This window comes from Bacillus sp. JS (assembly GCF_000259365.1).
GTDB lineage: Bacteria > Bacillota > Bacilli > Bacillales > Bacillaceae > Bacillus > Bacillus stercoris.
The window spans coordinates 3,996,341-4,012,664 of sequence record NC_017743.1 but is presented as its reverse complement, the minus strand read 5'-3'; the positions used below and the strand labels follow the sequence as shown (position 1 = coordinate 4,012,664).

The following is a 16,324-nucleotide window of genomic DNA, read 5'->3' as shown; positions in this document are numbered from 1 at the left end:
CTCCAAAAACTTGTATATATTGTATAATAAATTAAAAAAGGATGAAATACCATGTCGTTTGTAAAAAAAATACTTATAATAAGTTCTATCGTATTGGTTATTGTATTGGGTATTTCTTATGGGATAGTAAAAAAAATGAATATATCAGATCAGACAACAGAAGAGACTGGAGGTAAACAGGAAGTGAAAAAAGATGAAAAAAGCGATAAAGAAAAAGCAGAAGAATATGCAGAAAAGATGAAACCACAAATTAAAGAACATCTTAAAAAAGAAGATATACACAATTTTATTAAAACAATTACTTTCGAGGATAAAATTGAAATAAACCCAATGGGAAGAATAATAGTAAATGGATATATAAATGACAAGCCAGATAAGTTTTACTTCTCAGCAGATTTAATTTATGATTCCAATAAAGTGGACGGAATGAGTTACCCTGAGGATGTAGGTAATCGTTTTACAGATTGGAGCGAATACACCAAGAAAGAAAAAGAAGAATATATCAAAACCGCATACCCCGATAAAAAAGAGCGTGAACAGTATTTAAGAGATATCGGAGAACTAAAATAAACAGGAAAAATGCCAGCTTACTTTTATGATGCTATCTCTAATAACAATGTAAAATAGATGAAGAAAGACTGCCCTCCGCCGGGGCAGTCTTTCTTGTTAAATATGAAACAGCCAGACGACGATTGGGCCGAAGAATGAGCCGAGCACCGCACAAAGCGTCATGGAGACGGAACTCATGGATACGGCCAGTTCCCCATATTCCAATGCTTTGGAGGTGCCTAGCGCATGGGAGGCGCTTCCTAGTGCAATGCCTTGTCCAAGGGAGCTGCGTATGCGAAGCCATTTTAGGAAAAGCGGCCCGAGGATGACGCCTGAAAAACCCGCTATCATGACAAATACGACTGTCATGGAAGGGACGCCTCCTAGACCAGCGGCGATTTGAATAGCGACAGGGGTTGTGATCGACTTTGGCAGTATGGATAATAAAAGATCATGATCAATCCCGAATGCTTCTGCGAAGACCAGCCCGCTGATCATTCCCATGCATAATCCGACCAGGACGCCGCCTAGAATGGGAATGTAATGTTTGACAATGATATGCCATTGTTTATAAAGCGGATAGGCCAGCGCCACAACAGCCGGCCCAAGCAAAGAATTGATCCATTTCCCCCCGATCATATAGCCTTCATACGAAACATGGAACATGATCAAAACCGCTACAATCAATATGGTCGTTGTCAGAACAGGGATCAGAAATGGAAGCGGGAATCGCTTATAAAGTTTGGCCATCACTACATAAGCGGCCACTGTTAAAAGAATTATCATGATTGCGATACATGCTTGCTGCATTTCTCTTTCTCCTCACGTTTTTTTGCTTTTTTCTCTAATAGCTGGCTGGCGAATCCAGCCGCAATGATGGTGACGATGGTGCTGAGTACGACTGTAATCAGCAGCATCAGACCATTGAATGAAATAAGTGACGGATAGTTCATCACTCCTGTCATGGCCGGAATGAACAATAATGGAAGAAAGGACAATAAAAACCCTGCTCCGTCTTCAATGATGGAGACGGGGACAATACGGAGGCCCAGGCAGATCAGCAGCAATACCAATCCGACGATGCTTCCTGACACAGGTAAATGAAACAGGTGCTGAAGGGCTTCCCCGATCATAAAAAATACATATAATATCAACACTTGCAAGATAACTCGTATGACTTTCACATCAAGTGCTGCTCTCCAATGAGAACAGCTTCCTCCTTTCTGGTGACTTGCTTCTAGGATGGTTCTGAGGAATCGCTTTACTTTCTATTTATATGATTGTACTATACAAGTATAATAATTGATTTGGTCATATAACGACTTGTATTCATTCAGTTAATATACATTTGTATTATACAAGTATATATGATGTTGTCAATGACGGAGATTGGAATGGGGAGCGAGAGCGATTGCGAAAACAAAATCCAGTTGAATTAATTGAATATGAGCTGACGACTTTTATCAGGAGAGCCGTTTATCTGGATCAATCAGAGAAAAGAACAGGGAAGTTAGAGAGATCTTCGTACTTATTGCTGAGACAATTGGATGAGTTTGGCCCTGCTCGTGTAAAGGAATTGGCAGAATCGTTCAAGCTTGATATTTCTACTCTTTCGAGACAAGCAGCTGCATTAGAGGCAAAGGAGCTTATCCATCGCTTTTCAGATCCATCTGATGGGAGAGTCAGCCTGTTTACCATTACAAAACTCGGTAAACAAATTTTAAAAGCCGATCAGCAAAAGCGCCTTGAACGTTATGAACAGATGCTGCAAGAATGGTCAACACAGGAAAAAGAGATATTCGGCGAGCTGCTGCAGCGTATGAACAAGGCTTTTATTGATTAACAGCTAAAAACCCATGGTTCGATGGAACAGCATGGGTTTTTCTTATGGGCAGAGATTATTTGCACCGTTTGGCGGCAGCCCAAGCCACTAGTCCGGCAACAACAGCCGCCGATACAATCGGGCGCTTCGCAGCCTTCGTGTAATAGCTCCTTGACCGCATCCATCCTTTATTTGTGCCCCTGTCATGCATGCCGTAGCCCGCTTCATAAAGCGCGCTTTCTTCTCGCGGGTTGGACGGTCTTTCGGCATGCTGGCTGTGATACATGATTTTTTCCATCAGTCTGTCGGTCAGACGAGGGAAAAGCGCGCCCAGCATGGCGATGGCTTTTGCCTGTGACCCGATATACATGTCGCGCTTAGGGTGTTCGGCGGCAAACAGGATGGCTTCGGCGACTGCTTCCGGCGGATAGATCATGGAGCGGTAATGAGCCGGCTGTTTGTCAAGGTAGCTGTGGGCGTGCTCGTTATAGGGTGTGTCGATTCTGCCCGGGTGGATGAGCGTTACCGAGACGGGCGCCTGTTCCTTTTCGAGTTCCATTCGGATGCTTTCCGTCCAGCCGTGAAGCGCGAATTTGGCTGACGCATACGTGGATTGAATGACCGTTCCCCTGTCTCCGAACAGGCTTCCTACATTAATAAGTGCGCCCGGCACGCCTCTGCCGGTGTAGTGTTTGACAGCAGCTCTTGTTCCGTAAACGGGCCCCCAGAAATTTGTGTCAAACAGCCGCTTCATGTCTTCAACGGTGACATCCATGGCATGTCCGAAAGTCGAGACGGCCGCATTGTTAACCCATGTGTCAAAGCGGCCAAATGTGCTGATTGCGGTTTCGGCGATGCGGTTGACGTCCTCTTCTTTTCCGACATCCGCCTTCACCCATATGGCGTCGTGTCCTTTATCCTTAAGTTCATCAGTGAGCTCCTTCAACGCATCTTCATTTCGCGCTGCTGCCACGACCTTTGCGCCTTTTTCAGCTGCCATTCTCGCCGTGACAAGTCCGATACCGCTTGAAGCGCCGGTAATGACAATCACTTGATCCTTGAGTTTTTTCAGTTTGATCTTCGTTTTCAAGCCGGGGTTCTGTTGTTCAATCTGTTCTGTATTCGTGACTGAATAATCGTTTGCCATTGAGATCCCTCCTAGAGGCTGTTTTTTAACATTTACCCCATCCGGGAGGGTCTTACCCCTTTTGACAATCACAGGGTTCTTTTTTATATTATATAAGTCGCTCTACCATACCTAGGAGGGAATGTTTTAATGACTAGCAGAGGAGATTCACGTGAAAAAATCCTTCACACGGCGTCACGTCTGTTCCAGCTGCAAGGATATCACGCGACAGGTTTGAACCAGATTGTGAAAGAAAGCGGTGCTCCTAAGGGATCGCTCTATCATTTTTTTCCGAATGGCAAAGAAGAATTAGCAATTGAAGCGGTTACATATACAGGGAAATTGATTGAACATCTGATACAGCAAAGCATGGAGGAGTGCTCTGATCCAATAGAAGCGATTCAGTTTTTTATCAAAAAAACAGCCAGCCAATTCGACAACACAGAAAGCATTACAGGTATTCCAGTCGGTTTGCTGGCGAGTGAGACAGCGTTAATCAGTGAACCGCTGCGGACGGTTTGCATGAAGGTGTTTCAAAGCTGGGAAGCGGTTTTTGCCAGAAAATTAATGGAAAACGGGTTTGCAGAAGAAGAGGCAAATCAGCTTGGAATGCTGATTAATTCGATGATTGAGGGCGGTATCATGCTTTCGTTAACGAATAAAGACAAAACGCCCCTTCTTCTCATTGCCGAACAAATACCAGTGCTGGTGAGAAAAAAAGGGTAGCATTTTGTTATCCTTTCTCCTACAATTATATAGAACGGTCTAGTCAGAAAGTTATAGTATATAGACTGGTCTAAATTGGAGGAAACGATTTATGAAAACATTATGGAAACATTCATTGCCTAAAGAAAAAATGCCGTATTTGCTCCGGAGCGGGGAAGGCGAGCGTTATCTGTTCGGCAGACAGGTTGCCACGGTGATGGCGAATGGAAGGAGCACGGGCGACCTGTTTGAGATCGTGCTGCTTTCCGGGGGAAAAGGAGATGCCTTTCCGCTTCATGTCCACAAGAATACGCATGAAGGAATTCTCGTTTTGGACGGGAAGCTTGAGCTGACGCTTGATGGAGAACACTATTTACTGATATCAGGTGATTATGCCAACATTCCGGCGGGGATACCGCACAGCTACCGGATGCAGAGCCACAGAACAAGACTGGTGTCTTACACGATGAAAGGAAACGCAGCCCACATGTATTCCGTGATTGGGAATCCGTATAATCACGCTGAACATCCGCCGTTCGCAAGCGAAGAAGTCACAAACGAGCGATTTGCAGAAGCTGCCGCTGTAGCGGACATTGTATTTCTGGATGAAGAAAAGCCTGCATGTTCGGCAACATTAGCGGAACTTACAGAGCTGCCAGATGGAGCCGTTCCATACGTTCTTGAATCTGGAGAAGGAGATCGATTATTGACGGGAGATCAGCTTCACCGTATTGTGGCTGCCCAAAAAAATACAGACGGCCAGTTTATCGTCGTAGTATCGGACGGCCCTAAAGGCGACCGAATCGTTGATCACTACCATGAACATCATACAGAAACATTTTATTGCCTTAAAGGGCAGATGACGATGTGGGCAGATGGCCAGGAAATTCAGCTGAACCCGGGAGATTTCCTGCATGTCCCTGCAAATACCGTTCACTCCTATCGACTGGATTCTCATTATACAAAGATGGTGGGTGTCTTGGTTCCAGGATTATTTGAACCGTTTTTCCGGATGTTAGGCGACCCTTATGAAGGCCACATTTTCCCAAGTGAGCCTCAGGCTTTGCGCTTTGATCGCGTTATGCAGAATATTGAAGCGTTGGATTTAAAGATAATGAAACCATAAAGATGACAGGATTGTAAGGTTTTCATGACTGCCTGACACCTAAATCGATGGTTCCGTGCTCCTTTTTTTCATACTCTAAAGGTACAGAAAAAAGGAGCGTGATGGCTATGTCTTCATTACAGCCGACTTTGGCAAATGAGCGGATCGGTGTGCTTGATGTGCTGAGAGGAATGGCAATTTTCGGCATCTTATTTGTCAATCTGGCACATTTCAGTTATCCGGATATGTATTTGTCTATGCTTGGAAAAGAGAATTTTTTCACAGATAAGTGGTCTGAAGCCGATTTTGCTGCCGCCGCCATACTGAAATTCTTCATCCAAACAAAATGTATTTTATTGTTTTCCTTTTTATTTGGATTTGGCATGGTTGTCATGATGGAGAGAGCCGTAAACAAAGGGAGGCGGTTTGTTCCGTTATATGCGAGAAGGTTAGCAGCGCTTCTCTTGTTTGGAACGATTCATGCCTTTTTGATATGGGACGGGGATATTTTAACAGAATATGCCCTGCTCGGTTTTGTCCTGCTCTTGTTTCGAAAAGCAAAGCCGAAAACACTGCTGATATGGGCGGTCACTTTATATCTTTTGTTTTCCCTGCCGTTCATGTTGACAAGTTTTGATCAATCATACGGACAGGAATGGGTACAAGCGGTAACGCAGCAGGCAAAGCAAGCGATGTATGTTTATGGAAGCGGCAGTCTGAGGGACATTGCAGAACAGAGGATCCACGATCGTCTTGTATATATGTCTACAAACGGCATGCTTACGTATAATCCGCTTAACTTCTTCTTTGCATCCATTCCTTATTTCAGCATGTTTTTGCTGGGAGCTGCGGCGGCAAAGTCACGGTATTTGCACGAACCGGAAAAGCATCGGAAAGGATTAAAAAGATTATGGATGGCCGGGTTTATCATCGGCATCGGTGCCCAAGTGCTGTACAGTGTAATGGAAAAGGAACTATTTCTGCTGATTGGCGCGCCGTTTCTCATGTTTTTCTATGTCATAACGGTTGTCTATCTTTATCGTAAAACAAGCGTGAGAACAGTGCTGCAATCATTCTCCGCTGTCGGGAGGATGGCATTTACCAATTATCTGATGCAGTCTATTGTATGTACTTGGATTTTCTATCATTATGGTTTGGGGCTATATGGAAAAGTGTACCCTGCTGCCGGTGTGCTCATTACGATTGCTGTTTGTGCCGTTCAAATGGTCTTCAGCCACCTGTGGCTTCGTGTCTTTCGGATGGGGCCGTTTGAGTGGCTGTGGAGAAGCGCTACGTATCTGTCGTGGCAGCCTATTGTAAAGAAAACAAAAGTCTAGACGCCTATTGGCGCTAGACTTTTTTGTATTATTTATACACGACACGTGTTTTGCAAATGATGTCATGCAGGCCTTTTTTCTCACCAAAGGCGATCATGATAAATCCAATATAAAAGATGATTCCAGATAAGATATAGGCAAAGTAACGGCCAATTGCCTGGCCGATAGAAACCCGTTCACCTTGTTCATTGACCACCTTCAGGCCAAGAATTTTTTTGCCGAGTGTGCCCTGCATTTTAGATGCTGTGAACAGTCCGTAATATAACACACTGATGACGATCATGATCAGCATAGTAGGCAAAAATGCAATCGTCATGTATGTCACCATATACTCCTCTTGGGTCATGTAAGGGTTTGCTGCCACCGCCCCAGCTACAAACACAGAATTGATAATAAATAGAATAATATAACTAGGAACAGATACAATAATGCCGTCAATAAAATAAGCTAAAAAACGAATCCAAAATCCTGCTGGTTTTTCCATGTATTTTTCTCTCTCCTCTGAATTAATCTGGAATAGTATACTTTGAAAAACAAGTGCATGCAATATGATAGGGTGATAAAATCCTGATATTACAGAAAAACGAGTCTTTTATCCTTTGTTTTCTACTATATAAATATACTAGAAAGAAGCGTAGCATTTGCCTGTGCATTCTGGAATTTATTAATAAATAATGAATTTTCTACTCAGCTCCCTTATAATGAAAAGGTTAATATTTCTATCTGAGGAGGAGTTTGATGTCTAGAAAAAACAGCGTGGCAATCATTACAGCCATTTCTGCGTTTCTTTTTTGCGCTGTGATCGTGGCGGCTTCACTTTCGCCGCTGGCCGGAACGGGAGCGGCGTCCAATCAGTTTAATTCAGTTGGCATGTGGTCATCTGTCGGGATGATCCTTGTCTTGTATTTCATTCCTTTTCTCATTTATATGCTCGGAGTAGATGCGATGAGATATGTCATGGCGGTGCTTTGCGGCTTTGGGCTGCTGATCCATTTGTCTTCGGCCGGTTTTAGCTTGATGTTTAGTTTCTTTAGTGACCACCTGCTTTCTGAGGTGATTTTTGTAGTCGGGGTTAGTCTCGCTGCGGCTGCTGTCAATGTTATTTGGTTTGTGGCTGCATTTCGTTCGGGTGCTGAAAAAACGTCTGCGCATACTCTTACATAGTTTTCTAGTTTGTGATGGTTTTGTGAAGTAGAATGATAAAATGGATGAATATGTTATGATGGTCACATATTAGAAAATACATATAATGGGGGTCTCAATGATGGTTAAGTCATTTCGAATGAAAACTCTGATAGCGGGAGCTGCGGTGGCGGCTGCTGTTTCTGCCGGCGCTGTTTCTGATGTGCCCGTTGCCAAAGTGCTTCAGCCGGCAGCTGCTTATGCGGCGGAAACGGTGTTTTCTCAAAATAATGAAGCATCCGGCTTTTTGACAGGAAGATATGATGTACAAGCGATGGCGCCTGCCATGTTTAACTGGTCACGCGAAAGCCGGTTCGCCGGAAATACAGACGGGACGCTGAAATGGCAAAACGACATCAGAACGACTCCGCAGAATGGGGCGGGGGCTGTGATTGACGGAGACGGCACAGTATATCTTCATTCCAGAGACGGGGAAATGAAAGCCTTTAATCCGGACGGCTCAGTCAAATGGGTGACAGGCAATTTGGGAAAAACGTTCACACAATCCCCTGTACTCGGAACCAACGGCGTTATCTATCTGGCATCTTATGATAAAAAGATTTATTTTATCGACAAGGAAACGGGTGAGATTTTAACAACGGTTCCGTTAAGCGGCGGGCCAAGCTCTGAAACGGTGATCGGTTCAGACGGCACGTTGTACTTCTCAACACTTGATAATTATGTTCACGCGATCAAACCGACGTCCAAATCAACTTGGACAGAGCGCTGGAAGTTGAAAACAAATGGTGTCGTCAGCTCTGTGCCGGTGCTTGCCAAAAACGGCACCGTGTATGTCGGTACATACAATAACGTGTTTTATGCGATCAATTCTGGAACCGGACAGGTGAAATGGTCCAGAACGACGTCAAATGCGTTTAAAGGATATCCGGTGATTGATAAGGATGGCACCGTTTATGCGGGCAACCAAGACGGACAGCTGTATGCGTATTCGTCAACAGGCAGCTTAAAATGGACATTCCCGCTCAACGGGTTCTCAAGTTCATCGCCTGCGATCGACCATAACGGCAACATCTATATCGGCTCAGGAAGCGGCGAGCTGTTTTCCATCAGCAAAAACGGGGATATGAACTGGTCATTCTACACAGACGGCCCTGTCAGAACGGCGCCGCTGATTGACGCGAAAGGAACGGTTTATTTCGGGTCAGATGATATGAAGGTTTATGCGGCGGACGCAAACGGCAATGAATTATGGAGCTATCAAACCGACAGCAACGTCGTGTCATCTCCGCAGCTTGCTGAGGACGGAACACTTTATATTGGAAGCTATACGAAGCTGATGGCTTTTGGGAAATAGCAGAACAGGCTGGCGAGGTGATCTCGGCAGCCTGTTTTTGGTATCAATCAAGATGTTTATTTTTATAGATCACCTTTGTCCCGCAAATATAATCGTGTAATGCCAGTTTAGAGGGGAAAGCCGCCATAATGTAACCGATATACAAAATTCCTGATGGTATGTAAGCGAAAGAACGGCCAAAGCTGTGCCAAAATGAAATTCGCTCGCCATACTGATTGACAACGATGATACCCATAAGTTTTTTGCCTAGTGTTGCTTGCATTTTTGAAGAAGTCAGCAAGCTATAATAAAGAATGCCGAAGATATATATGATGGCGATAACAGGGATCGTACCGAATATCAGGATATAAAATTTATATTGATCTTCTGTCATATAGGAGCTTCCTGCATCAATGAGAGGCAGGACAATGAAGGTGTTAATTTGGATCATAATAAAAGCAAAAAAATAGATAATTAAATCATCAATAATAGAGGCAACTGCCCGAATCCAAAATCCAGCTGGCTTTTCCATGTATAATATTCTCTCCTTTGAGGTTTTCTGGGATATTATACGTTAGAGGCTGTGTGGTTTCAATGAGATATACTAGAGGAATTTGGTCTCGTAGTGAAAATGGTATTTTATCACTATACATTTCTTTATTTTACCTTTTTGTCTTTAGGTTAATAGAATGATAAAAAGAGAACCTGCAAGTTAATGCAGATTCTCTTCACTACAATTATTTAGCGGCTTGAATCAATACACCCTTCTCATGAGAAAACTCTTTGAATCCGTATACCCCATGATAGGAGCCGATTCCGCTTGTGTTGACGCCGCCGAACGGCAAGTTGACGTCGCTGAAGTGAACGACAACATCATTGATGGCGGCATTTCCTGATGTCGTGTGCTGAAGGACGTTGTCAATCAGGTCTTGGTTTTTGCTGAACACATAAAGTGCAAGCGGTTTATCGCGGTCATTTACGTAATCGATGACCTCGTCGATGTCTTCATAGTTCATCATTGGCAGGATCGGTGCGAAGATTTCCTCCTGCATGATTTTCATGTCAGACGTGACGTTTTTCAAAACGGTTGGTGAGATCGTGCGGTCGCTGGCATCGAATACGCCGCCGAACACCACTTCCGCCCCTTTTTCGATGGCATCGTCGAACAGATCTTTGACGCGGTTGAAGTTGCGGTCATTGACGATCTGCGTAAATTTGCTGCGGTCTGGGGTATGATCATCCTCCATAAATCCAGCGTTGACGACTGTTTGTAAAATCCCCGCGAACCTGTCCTGAACGTCTTTTTTAATGAACAGGTAATCAGGTGCGATGCAGGTTTGGCCGGCGTTTACGAATTTCCCGACGGCGATCTTTTTTGCTGCGTCCATCAGATCGTATTCACTGTCAATGATCGTCGGGCTCTTGCCGCCAAGCTCAAGTGTGACAGATGCCAAGTGTTTGGCAGCCGCTGTCATGACAATTTTCCCGACATTTGTGCTTCCAGTGAAGAAAATATGGTCGAACGGCTGATCAAGAAGCTCGGTTGCCACCTCAACCTCTCCTTCAAAAATCGCGACTTCTTTTTCATCAAAAGCGTCTCTTATCACTTTAGCGGCAATGTTGCTTGTGTTCATCGTAAAATCGGACAGCTTTACAATCGCGCTGTTTCCGGCTGCGAGAGAAGCAGCAAGCGGCGCCATCGTCAGCATAAACGGATAGTTCCACGGGCCGAGGATGAGTGTTGCGCCTTTTGGCTCGTACATAAGAATCCCGTTTGCGTCAGGGCTTAACGATGAACCGACTTCCTTAGGCGCCATCCATTGTTCCAGGTTGTTCATATTATCTCTGATCGCTTTTTTTGTTCCTTCGATTTCCGCTTTTTTGACCTCGTGATACGGTTTGCGGACGTCTTTGCGGATCGCATCAATGATTTCTTCTTCATGAGCGATGACGGAATTTAAAAAGCGCTGAAGCTTTTCTCTGCGCTGTTCTGCTGTTGAAGCACGCAAGGCTCTTTGCTGTTTTTTCTGAAGCTGAAAGACACGCTGAATGTCGTCCTTTACTTGCTGTTCCATTGTAAGATCCCCCTCATTTGCTTTCTTCTTTTCTCGGACCTATTATAAGGTGGTACCTTTTTTATAAGAAAGACAACGGTGAACCATCTATACGTTACCGTACATATATCGAACATCTGTCTAATGATTGGAGGTGTCTTTTGTGTCGGAATCTGCCGAAGCTCAAGTGAAACAAGCGCTGCTGGCTTTATTGGAAGAAAGAGATATTCAACATATCACAATGAAAGAAATAGCTGAAAGAGCCAAAGTGAGCCGCGGATCGCTCTACCTTTATTATGAGGATAAGTTTTCAATCATTGAGGATTTGATCGAAGACATGAAGGAAGGGCTGGGCAAAGCGCTTTTTGAGGCCTTCAGTCATATGGATACCCTCCATTTGAACAAAAAACGGCAAACGGTGCATCCGACGCTGTCCTTTGTTCACGAGCATCGATCCTTTTTTTCAGTGATGATGAATAGAGGGCATTTCCATCGTTTTTTTAAGGATGTGTTTCAGCATGATGTGCTGCTGGCTCCGATCCATGTGAATTTGACGCCGATCGAACGGGACATTTACGGACATTACCGGGCTTTGTATACGTACGCAATTATCCTGTATTGGCTGAATGAGGATGCGGCCGCGACTCCGGAAGCTATCAGCCAAAAGGTATGGGAGCTTGTTTCTCAAAAGAGATTTTATTGGCTGTTTGGACAAGCTGTGCCAGAAGAGCGAGAGAAGGACAAGCAAATCGACAGGCGGGTGGTTCGAACGAGAGAGGCGCTCCAGCAGGCATTTTTGGACGTATTGGCGGAGAAACAAGACTACGCGGGCATCACGATTTCGGATATTACGCGTAAAAGCAATATCCGGCGCGCAACTTTTTATGATCACTATGCCAATAAAGAGGAATTGCTCCAAACCATGATACAGCGATCATGTGCGGAGATCATTGATCACCTGACGATTGCCTCCAGCCCGAATACGTTTTCCTTAAAGGAGGCAGAGAAGGCGCTCGCCAACCTGCTTTCTGATTTATCAAACATGCCCATTGTCCATTTTCTTAATCGGGAATGGAGTGTTCCTCATGTGATACCTAATATGTTCAAAGCGCTAAAATCGTTTTATCTCCATCAGCAAATTGATATTCACGCGGAGAAAAAGCTTTATGCCCATTATGTATCCGCAATGATTATCGGGCTGATTTTGTATCGGCTGGATGAAGGGAAGGCGCATCCGCCTGAAGTGCTGGCGAGGGAGTTTTTGCAGTTTTTGGATGTGAAGAAGTATAAGGTTGTTTTGCTATAAACGAGAAAATCAGCCTGCGGAGTAACTTCAGTAGGTTTTGAAAAGGAAGTCTTAGAGAGGTAACGTTTCTAACGGATATCCATTTGCCCGGATACTCAGTCCGGGCTTTTGTGTCGTTTTGTCACTTGTTCTTTCAAGGTGAGATTTAAAAATAGAAGGGCCAAAAGAATCAGAGCAATGTTCACCGACCAAGATTTCCAGCTTGAAGTAGGATCTAAAATCGTATTGAAGAGCAAGTGAATGATAGAAGAAAATGAAAAGAGTAAAAATAATAGTTTGTTTTGCGACATAAATTGCTTGACCTTTCTGTCAAATTTATTTTTATACTACTGTAACCCTAATAAGGGATATACTTTAAGTATTCATTGAACTTTTGGTATTTTTAGCTCGAAAAGTACACAGTTAAATAGATAAGATATAAAGCAAGGTTAAAAATATTCATCCCTGTTAATCTCCAATAAATGCTAAATTCATTGTAAAATATATATGGATAAATGCAATATGTAGTTGTTTTTCACTTGGAAAAAAGAAGAGGGAGCTTAACCTGATGATTCAGGTTGAGCTCCCTTTTTGTTAATTAACGCATAAAATTGCGCAGCATGTCTATTTCGTTTCTTCCTTCCACTTCTCATCAATCAGCATCTTCCCAGGCCATGTATATGCCATGATGCCGCCGTCTGCGGTGATGTCTTCTCCTGTAACGTATGAGCTGTCGTCTGACGCGAGGAACAGCGCTACTGTTGCCATTTCCTTCGGCTGGCCGAGGCGCCCGAGCGGCGTGATCCATTTGTTGGCTTCGCGGAATGTTTCACCCATTTCCTGTTCTTTGGTGCCTGCTAATTTGTCAATCAGCGGGGTTTCGATCGTACCCGGCGAAATGGAGTTGACGCGGATGCCGTCTCGTGCGTAGTCGATGGCCATCGCCTTTGTCAGGTTGGTGATTCCGCCTTTTGCCGCGTTGTAGCCAGAGCGGTCGAGGTCCGCGGCCCGGCCTGACATAGAGGAGGTGTTGATGATGGAGCCTCCTTTTTCGAGCATGAGCGGAATCAGATATTTGCTGCAAAGGAACGTGCCGCGCAGGTCAACGGAGATAATGCGGTCAAACAGGTCAACGGGATATTCGTGGACTTTTCCGCCTTCCTGATCAACGCCGGCATTATTAAACAAAATATCAATCGTTCCGCATGCATCCTTGATTTGGTCAGCAAAAGCTTTCACACTGTTTTCATCTGACACATCGAGGTGGAAGGATTCTGCCTGTCCTCCGTTTTTTCTGATTGCGTCCACTGTTTCTTCCATTTGATCTGTATTGATATCTCCGATGATCACGCGCGCGCCTTCATTGGCAAAAACCTCTGCCGTCGCTTGACCAATGCCTGTCGCGGCGCCTGTGATCAATGCTGTTTTGTTTTCAAGTCTTCCCATGATACGAGACCTCCTTTTACTATTTGTCTTCCCGCTATGTGCAGTGATAAACATGCGAGAAAAGAAATGCCAGCATATGTTAAAATGGATTAGAAATTGTTGGGAGGTTTGTAAGTTTGAAGGTACAGCATAAGAAGGAGCTTACATTTTATTGCTTCGTGACCATTCCAGCTGCATTTGTTGTGCTGACTGTCATCTCTTTTGTATTGCAAGAGATTACGTTTCCGGTGACTGCAAGCGCATTTCTGAATGCTTCATGGCATAATCTATTGTTTTTGATACCGTTCGGTTTGTTTTTCTACCCGGTGCATATATGGATGAAGCGGGAGTTTGGCCGTTGGAATGACCCAGAAAAAAAGAGAGGATGATGAAGCCTCTCTTTTTTTATTAGAAAGAGTGTGAAAAAGAGTGAAAACAAGCCCAACTAATGTTAAATTTACATATATATGCATCTATCAATCTAATTGACAATTGTCACCGTATGTGATAAATAGATGCTGAAAAGGGTTTACATAACGTTAAAGGAGCGATCAAGAGTGGCGAAAAAAGAGTTTAAAGCAGAATCTAAACGCTTGCTGGATATGATGATTAACTCCATTTATACCCAAAAAGAAATTTTCCTGCGCGAGTTAATCTCCAATTCGAGTGATGCAATTGACAAAATCTATTACAAAGCGCTGACGGACGATGCGCTTACGTTTGATAAAGACAGTTACTACATAAAGGTCGCGGCTGACAAAGATGCGAGAACATTAACCATCTCTGATACGGGGATCGGAATGACAAAGGATGAGCTGGAACAGCACCTTGGCACGATTGCAAAAAGCGGTTCCCTCGCGTTTAAAAAGGAAAACGAGCTGAAAGACGGGCATGATATTATCGGACAGTTCGGTGTCGGTTTTTACGCGGCATTTATGGTTGCCGATGTCGTGACAGTTATCAGTAAGGCGCTTGGCAGCGATGAGGCTTATAAATGGGAGTCTGCGGGTGCAGACGGCTATACGATTGAACCGTGTGAAAAAGATTCTGTCGGTACAGACATTATCCTGAAAATCAAAGAGAACACAGAAGATGACAGCTATGACGAGTTTTTAGAGGAATATCGTTTAAAAGCGATCATCAAGAAGTACTCCGACTTCATTCGCTACCCGATCAAAATGGACACAACCATTAATAAGCCGAAGGAAGGCAGCGAAAATGAGTTTGAAGAGGTGCAGGAAGAGCAGACGGTCAACAGCATGGTGCCAATCTGGCGAAAGAACAAAAGCGAGCTGACAGATGAGGACTACGAAAAATTTTATGCTGAAAAGCATTACGGGTTTGATAAACCGCTGACACACGTTCATATCAGTGTGGATGGAGCGGTTCGCTACAACGCGATTCTATTCATCCCTGAGAACATGCCGTTTGACTACTATTCCAAGGAATATGAAAAAGGCTTGGAGCTGTATTCCAATGGCGTGCTGATCATGAATAAGTGCGCAGATCTGCTTCCGGATCACTTCAGTTTTGTGAAGGGCATGGTCGATTCTGAGGATCTGTCGCTGAACATTTCCAGAGAAATGCTGCAGCATGACCGCCAGCTGAAGCTGATCGCGAAAAACATCAGCAAGAAAATCAAAAGCGAGCTGCAAAGCCTGTTGAAAAAAGACCGCGAGAAATACGAGACGTTCTACAAGTCGTTCGGCAGACAGCTGAAATTCGGCGTGTACAATGATTTTGGCGCGAATAAGGATCAATTGAAGGATCTCCTATTATTCTACTCTTCAAAAGAGAAAAAACTGGTCAGCTTAGATGAGTACGTTTCCAGAATGCCAGAGGAGCAGAAATACATTTATTACGCGACTGGTGATTCATACGATCGCATTGAGAAACTGCCGCAAACGGAAATGGTGGCGGATAAAGGCTATGAAATTCTCTACTTTACTGAGGACATCGATGAGTTTGCGATTAAAATGCTGGCATCTTATCAGGAAAAAGAATTCAAATCCGTATCAAGCGGAGACCTTGGCATAGATACGGATGACGATCAGAAGCAGTCCGAGGAAGAGGAAAGCAAGTATAAGGATCTATTTGAGGAAATGAAAAACATTCTGTCAGACAAGGTGAAAAACGTCAGAATCTCAAAACGGCTTAAATCACATCCAGTCTGCCTTGCTGCTGACGGCGAAGTGACAATTGAGATGGAAAAAATCTTAAACGCAATGCCTGACAGCCAAAATGTAAAGGCGGACAAAGTGCTGGAAATTAACCCGAATCACGAGGTATTCCAAACGCTCCAAGACGCGTTTGCACAGGATAAAGATAAGCTGAGCCTGTACACAAACCTTTTATACAATCAGGCGCTTCTCATTGAAGGCCTGCCGATTCAGGACCCTGTTGAATTTACGAACAATATTTGCAAGGTCATGGTGTAAAC

17 protein-coding genes are annotated in these 16,324 nt (G+C 44.1%); 10 read left to right on the top strand and 7 right to left on the bottom strand.

The features are described from left to right. The first annotated feature begins 51 nt into the window (after nt 1-51). On the top strand, nt 52-570 hold the full coding sequence (locus tag MY9_RS20345) for a DUF1433 domain-containing protein (protein WP_014666050.1): 519 nt from the start codon (nt 52-54) through the stop codon (nt 568-570). Between the two features lie 96 nt (nt 571-666). Here the strand turns inward: MY9_RS20345 and MY9_RS20340 are convergent, their stop codons facing one another. Together MY9_RS20340 and MY9_RS20335 are read right to left on the bottom strand one after the other, a co-directional pair. Continuing rightward, the gene (locus tag MY9_RS20340) at nt 667-1,359 is read right to left on the bottom strand and encodes an LrgB family protein (protein WP_014666049.1); all 693 of its coding nucleotides are present in this window, start codon (nt 1,357-1,359) and stop codon (nt 667-669) included. Then, nucleotides 1,332-1,733 carry a CidA/LrgA family holin-like protein gene (locus MY9_RS20335; RefSeq protein ID WP_041521462.1) on the bottom strand — a complete coding sequence of 134 codons (402 nt, stop codon included), beginning with the start codon at nt 1,731-1,733 and terminating at the stop codon, nt 1,332-1,334. The genes MY9_RS20340 and MY9_RS20335 overlap by 28 nt, the downstream gene beginning before the upstream one ends. A 227-nt stretch (nt 1,734-1,960) precedes the next feature. Between MY9_RS20335 and MY9_RS20330 the strand changes: the two genes are divergently transcribed. Then, on the top strand, nt 1,961-2,392 hold the full coding sequence (locus tag MY9_RS20330; protein ID WP_014666047.1) for a MarR family winged helix-turn-helix transcriptional regulator: 432 nt from the start codon (nt 1,961-1,963) through the stop codon (nt 2,390-2,392). Nucleotides 2,393-2,447: 55 nt separating this feature from the next. On the opposite strand, the gene MY9_RS20325 is transcribed toward MY9_RS20330, so the two are convergent. Continuing rightward, the gene (locus MY9_RS20325) at nt 2,448-3,518 is read right to left on the bottom strand and encodes an SDR family oxidoreductase (RefSeq protein ID WP_014666046.1); all 1,071 of its coding nucleotides are present in this window, start codon (nt 3,516-3,518) and stop codon (nt 2,448-2,450) included. 129 nt (nt 3,519-3,647) lie between these two features. Between MY9_RS20325 and yxaF the strand changes: the two genes are divergently transcribed. The 3 genes from yxaF (at nt 3,648) to MY9_RS20310 (ending at nt 6,644) form a co-directional block, all read left to right on the top strand. Beyond that, nucleotides 3,648-4,223: a transcriptional regulator YxaF gene (gene yxaF / locus MY9_RS20320; protein ID WP_014666045.1), complete on the top strand. Its 576-nt coding sequence runs from the start codon at nt 3,648-3,650 to the stop codon at nt 4,221-4,223. A 91-nt stretch (nt 4,224-4,314) separates the two neighbouring features. Further along, entirely contained in the window at nt 4,315-5,328 is a 1,014-nt protein-coding gene (locus tag MY9_RS20315) for a quercetin 2,3-dioxygenase (protein WP_014666044.1), read from the top strand. 107 nt (nt 5,329-5,435) lie between these two features. Beyond that, entirely contained in the window at nt 5,436-6,644 is a 1,209-nt protein-coding gene (locus MY9_RS20310; protein ID WP_014666043.1) for a DUF418 domain-containing protein, read from the top strand. A gap of 28 nt (nt 6,645-6,672) precedes the next feature. On the opposite strand, the gene MY9_RS20305 is transcribed toward MY9_RS20310, so the two are convergent. Then, the gene (locus tag MY9_RS20305; protein WP_014666042.1) at nt 6,673-7,128 is read right to left on the bottom strand and encodes an RDD family protein; all 456 of its coding nucleotides are present in this window, start codon (nt 7,126-7,128) and stop codon (nt 6,673-6,675) included. Nucleotides 7,129-7,382: 254 nt separating this feature from the next. Here MY9_RS20305 and MY9_RS20300 point away from each other — a divergent pair, with 254 nt between their 5' ends. Both MY9_RS20300 and MY9_RS20295 read left to right on the top strand, forming a co-directional pair. Beyond that, a complete protein-coding gene (locus MY9_RS20300) occupies nt 7,383-7,808 on the top strand; it encodes a DUF5391 family protein (RefSeq protein WP_014666041.1) in 426 nt (141 codons plus the stop codon). 100 nt (nt 7,809-7,908) lie between these two features. Beyond that, nucleotides 7,909-9,141 carry an outer membrane protein assembly factor BamB family protein gene (locus MY9_RS20295; RefSeq protein WP_041521461.1) on the top strand — a complete coding sequence of 411 codons (1,233 nt, stop codon included), beginning with the start codon at nt 7,909-7,911 and terminating at the stop codon, nt 9,139-9,141. Between the two features lie 43 nt (nt 9,142-9,184). Here MY9_RS20295 and MY9_RS20290 read toward each other — a convergent pair whose 3' ends face one another. Next, entirely contained in the window at nt 9,185-9,652 is a 468-nt protein-coding gene (locus tag MY9_RS20290) for an RDD family protein (RefSeq protein ID WP_014666039.1), read from the bottom strand. Between the two features lie 205 nt (nt 9,653-9,857). Beyond that, nucleotides 9,858-11,195, bottom strand: a complete 1,338-nt coding sequence (locus tag MY9_RS20285) for an aldehyde dehydrogenase family protein (protein WP_014666038.1) — start codon at nt 11,193-11,195, stop codon at nt 9,858-9,860. Nucleotides 11,196-11,337: 142 nt separating this feature from the next. Here MY9_RS20285 and MY9_RS20280 point away from each other — a divergent pair, with 142 nt between their 5' ends. Continuing rightward, nucleotides 11,338-12,480 carry a TetR/AcrR family transcriptional regulator gene (locus MY9_RS20280; protein ID WP_014666037.1) on the top strand — a complete coding sequence of 381 codons (1,143 nt, stop codon included), beginning with the start codon at nt 11,338-11,340 and terminating at the stop codon, nt 12,478-12,480. A gap of 603 nt (nt 12,481-13,083) precedes the next feature. On the opposite strand, the gene MY9_RS20275 is transcribed toward MY9_RS20280, so the two are convergent. Next, a complete protein-coding gene (locus MY9_RS20275; protein ID WP_014666035.1) occupies nt 13,084-13,905 on the bottom strand; it encodes an SDR family oxidoreductase in 822 nt (273 codons plus the stop codon). A 116-nt stretch (nt 13,906-14,021) separates the two neighbouring features. Here MY9_RS20275 and MY9_RS20270 point away from each other — a divergent pair, with 116 nt between their 5' ends. Together MY9_RS20270 and htpG are read left to right on the top strand one after the other, a co-directional pair. Continuing rightward, nucleotides 14,022-14,273, top strand: coding sequence for a hypothetical protein (locus MY9_RS20270; protein ID WP_014666034.1), 252 nt, complete (start codon nt 14,022-14,024; stop codon nt 14,271-14,273). Nucleotides 14,274-14,441: 168 nt separating this feature from the next. Further along, on the top strand, nt 14,442-16,322 hold the full coding sequence (htpG, locus tag MY9_RS20265; RefSeq protein ID WP_014666033.1) for a molecular chaperone HtpG: 1,881 nt from the start codon (nt 14,442-14,444) through the stop codon (nt 16,320-16,322). The last annotated feature ends 2 nt before the right edge of the window (nt 16,323-16,324 follow it).

Excerpts from the sequence above, each read along its gene's own strand:
- yxaF (WP_014666045.1), top strand. The coding sequence starts at position 3,648 with ATGACTAGCAGAGGAGATTCACGTGAAAAAATCCTTCACACGGCGTCA.
- MY9_RS20340 (WP_014666049.1), bottom strand. The coding sequence starts at position 1,359 with ATGCAGCAAGCATGTATCGCAATCATGATAATTCTTTTAACAGTGGCC.
- MY9_RS20315 (WP_014666044.1), top strand. The coding sequence starts at position 4,315 with ATGAAAACATTATGGAAACATTCATTGCCTAAAGAAAAAATGCCGTAT.
- MY9_RS20325 (WP_014666046.1), bottom strand. The coding sequence starts at position 3,518 with ATGGCAAACGATTATTCAGTCACGAATACAGAACAGATTGAACAACAG.
- MY9_RS20285 (WP_014666038.1), bottom strand. The coding sequence starts at position 11,195 with ATGGAACAGCAAGTAAAGGACGACATTCAGCGTGTCTTTCAGCTTCAG.
- MY9_RS20290 (WP_014666039.1), bottom strand. The coding sequence starts at position 9,652 with ATGGAAAAGCCAGCTGGATTTTGGATTCGGGCAGTTGCCTCTATTATT.
- MY9_RS20295 (WP_041521461.1), top strand. The coding sequence starts at position 7,909 with ATGGTTAAGTCATTTCGAATGAAAACTCTGATAGCGGGAGCTGCGGTG.
- MY9_RS20275 (WP_014666035.1), bottom strand. The coding sequence starts at position 13,905 with ATGGGAAGACTTGAAAACAAAACAGCATTGATCACAGGCGCCGCGACA.
- MY9_RS20345 (WP_014666050.1), top strand. The coding sequence starts at position 52 with ATGTCGTTTGTAAAAAAAATACTTATAATAAGTTCTATCGTATTGGTT.
- MY9_RS20310 (WP_014666043.1), top strand. The coding sequence starts at position 5,436 with ATGTCTTCATTACAGCCGACTTTGGCAAATGAGCGGATCGGTGTGCTT.
- MY9_RS20300 (WP_014666041.1), top strand. The coding sequence starts at position 7,383 with ATGTCTAGAAAAAACAGCGTGGCAATCATTACAGCCATTTCTGCGTTT.
- MY9_RS20305 (WP_014666042.1), bottom strand. The coding sequence starts at position 7,128 with ATGGAAAAACCAGCAGGATTTTGGATTCGTTTTTTAGCTTATTTTATT.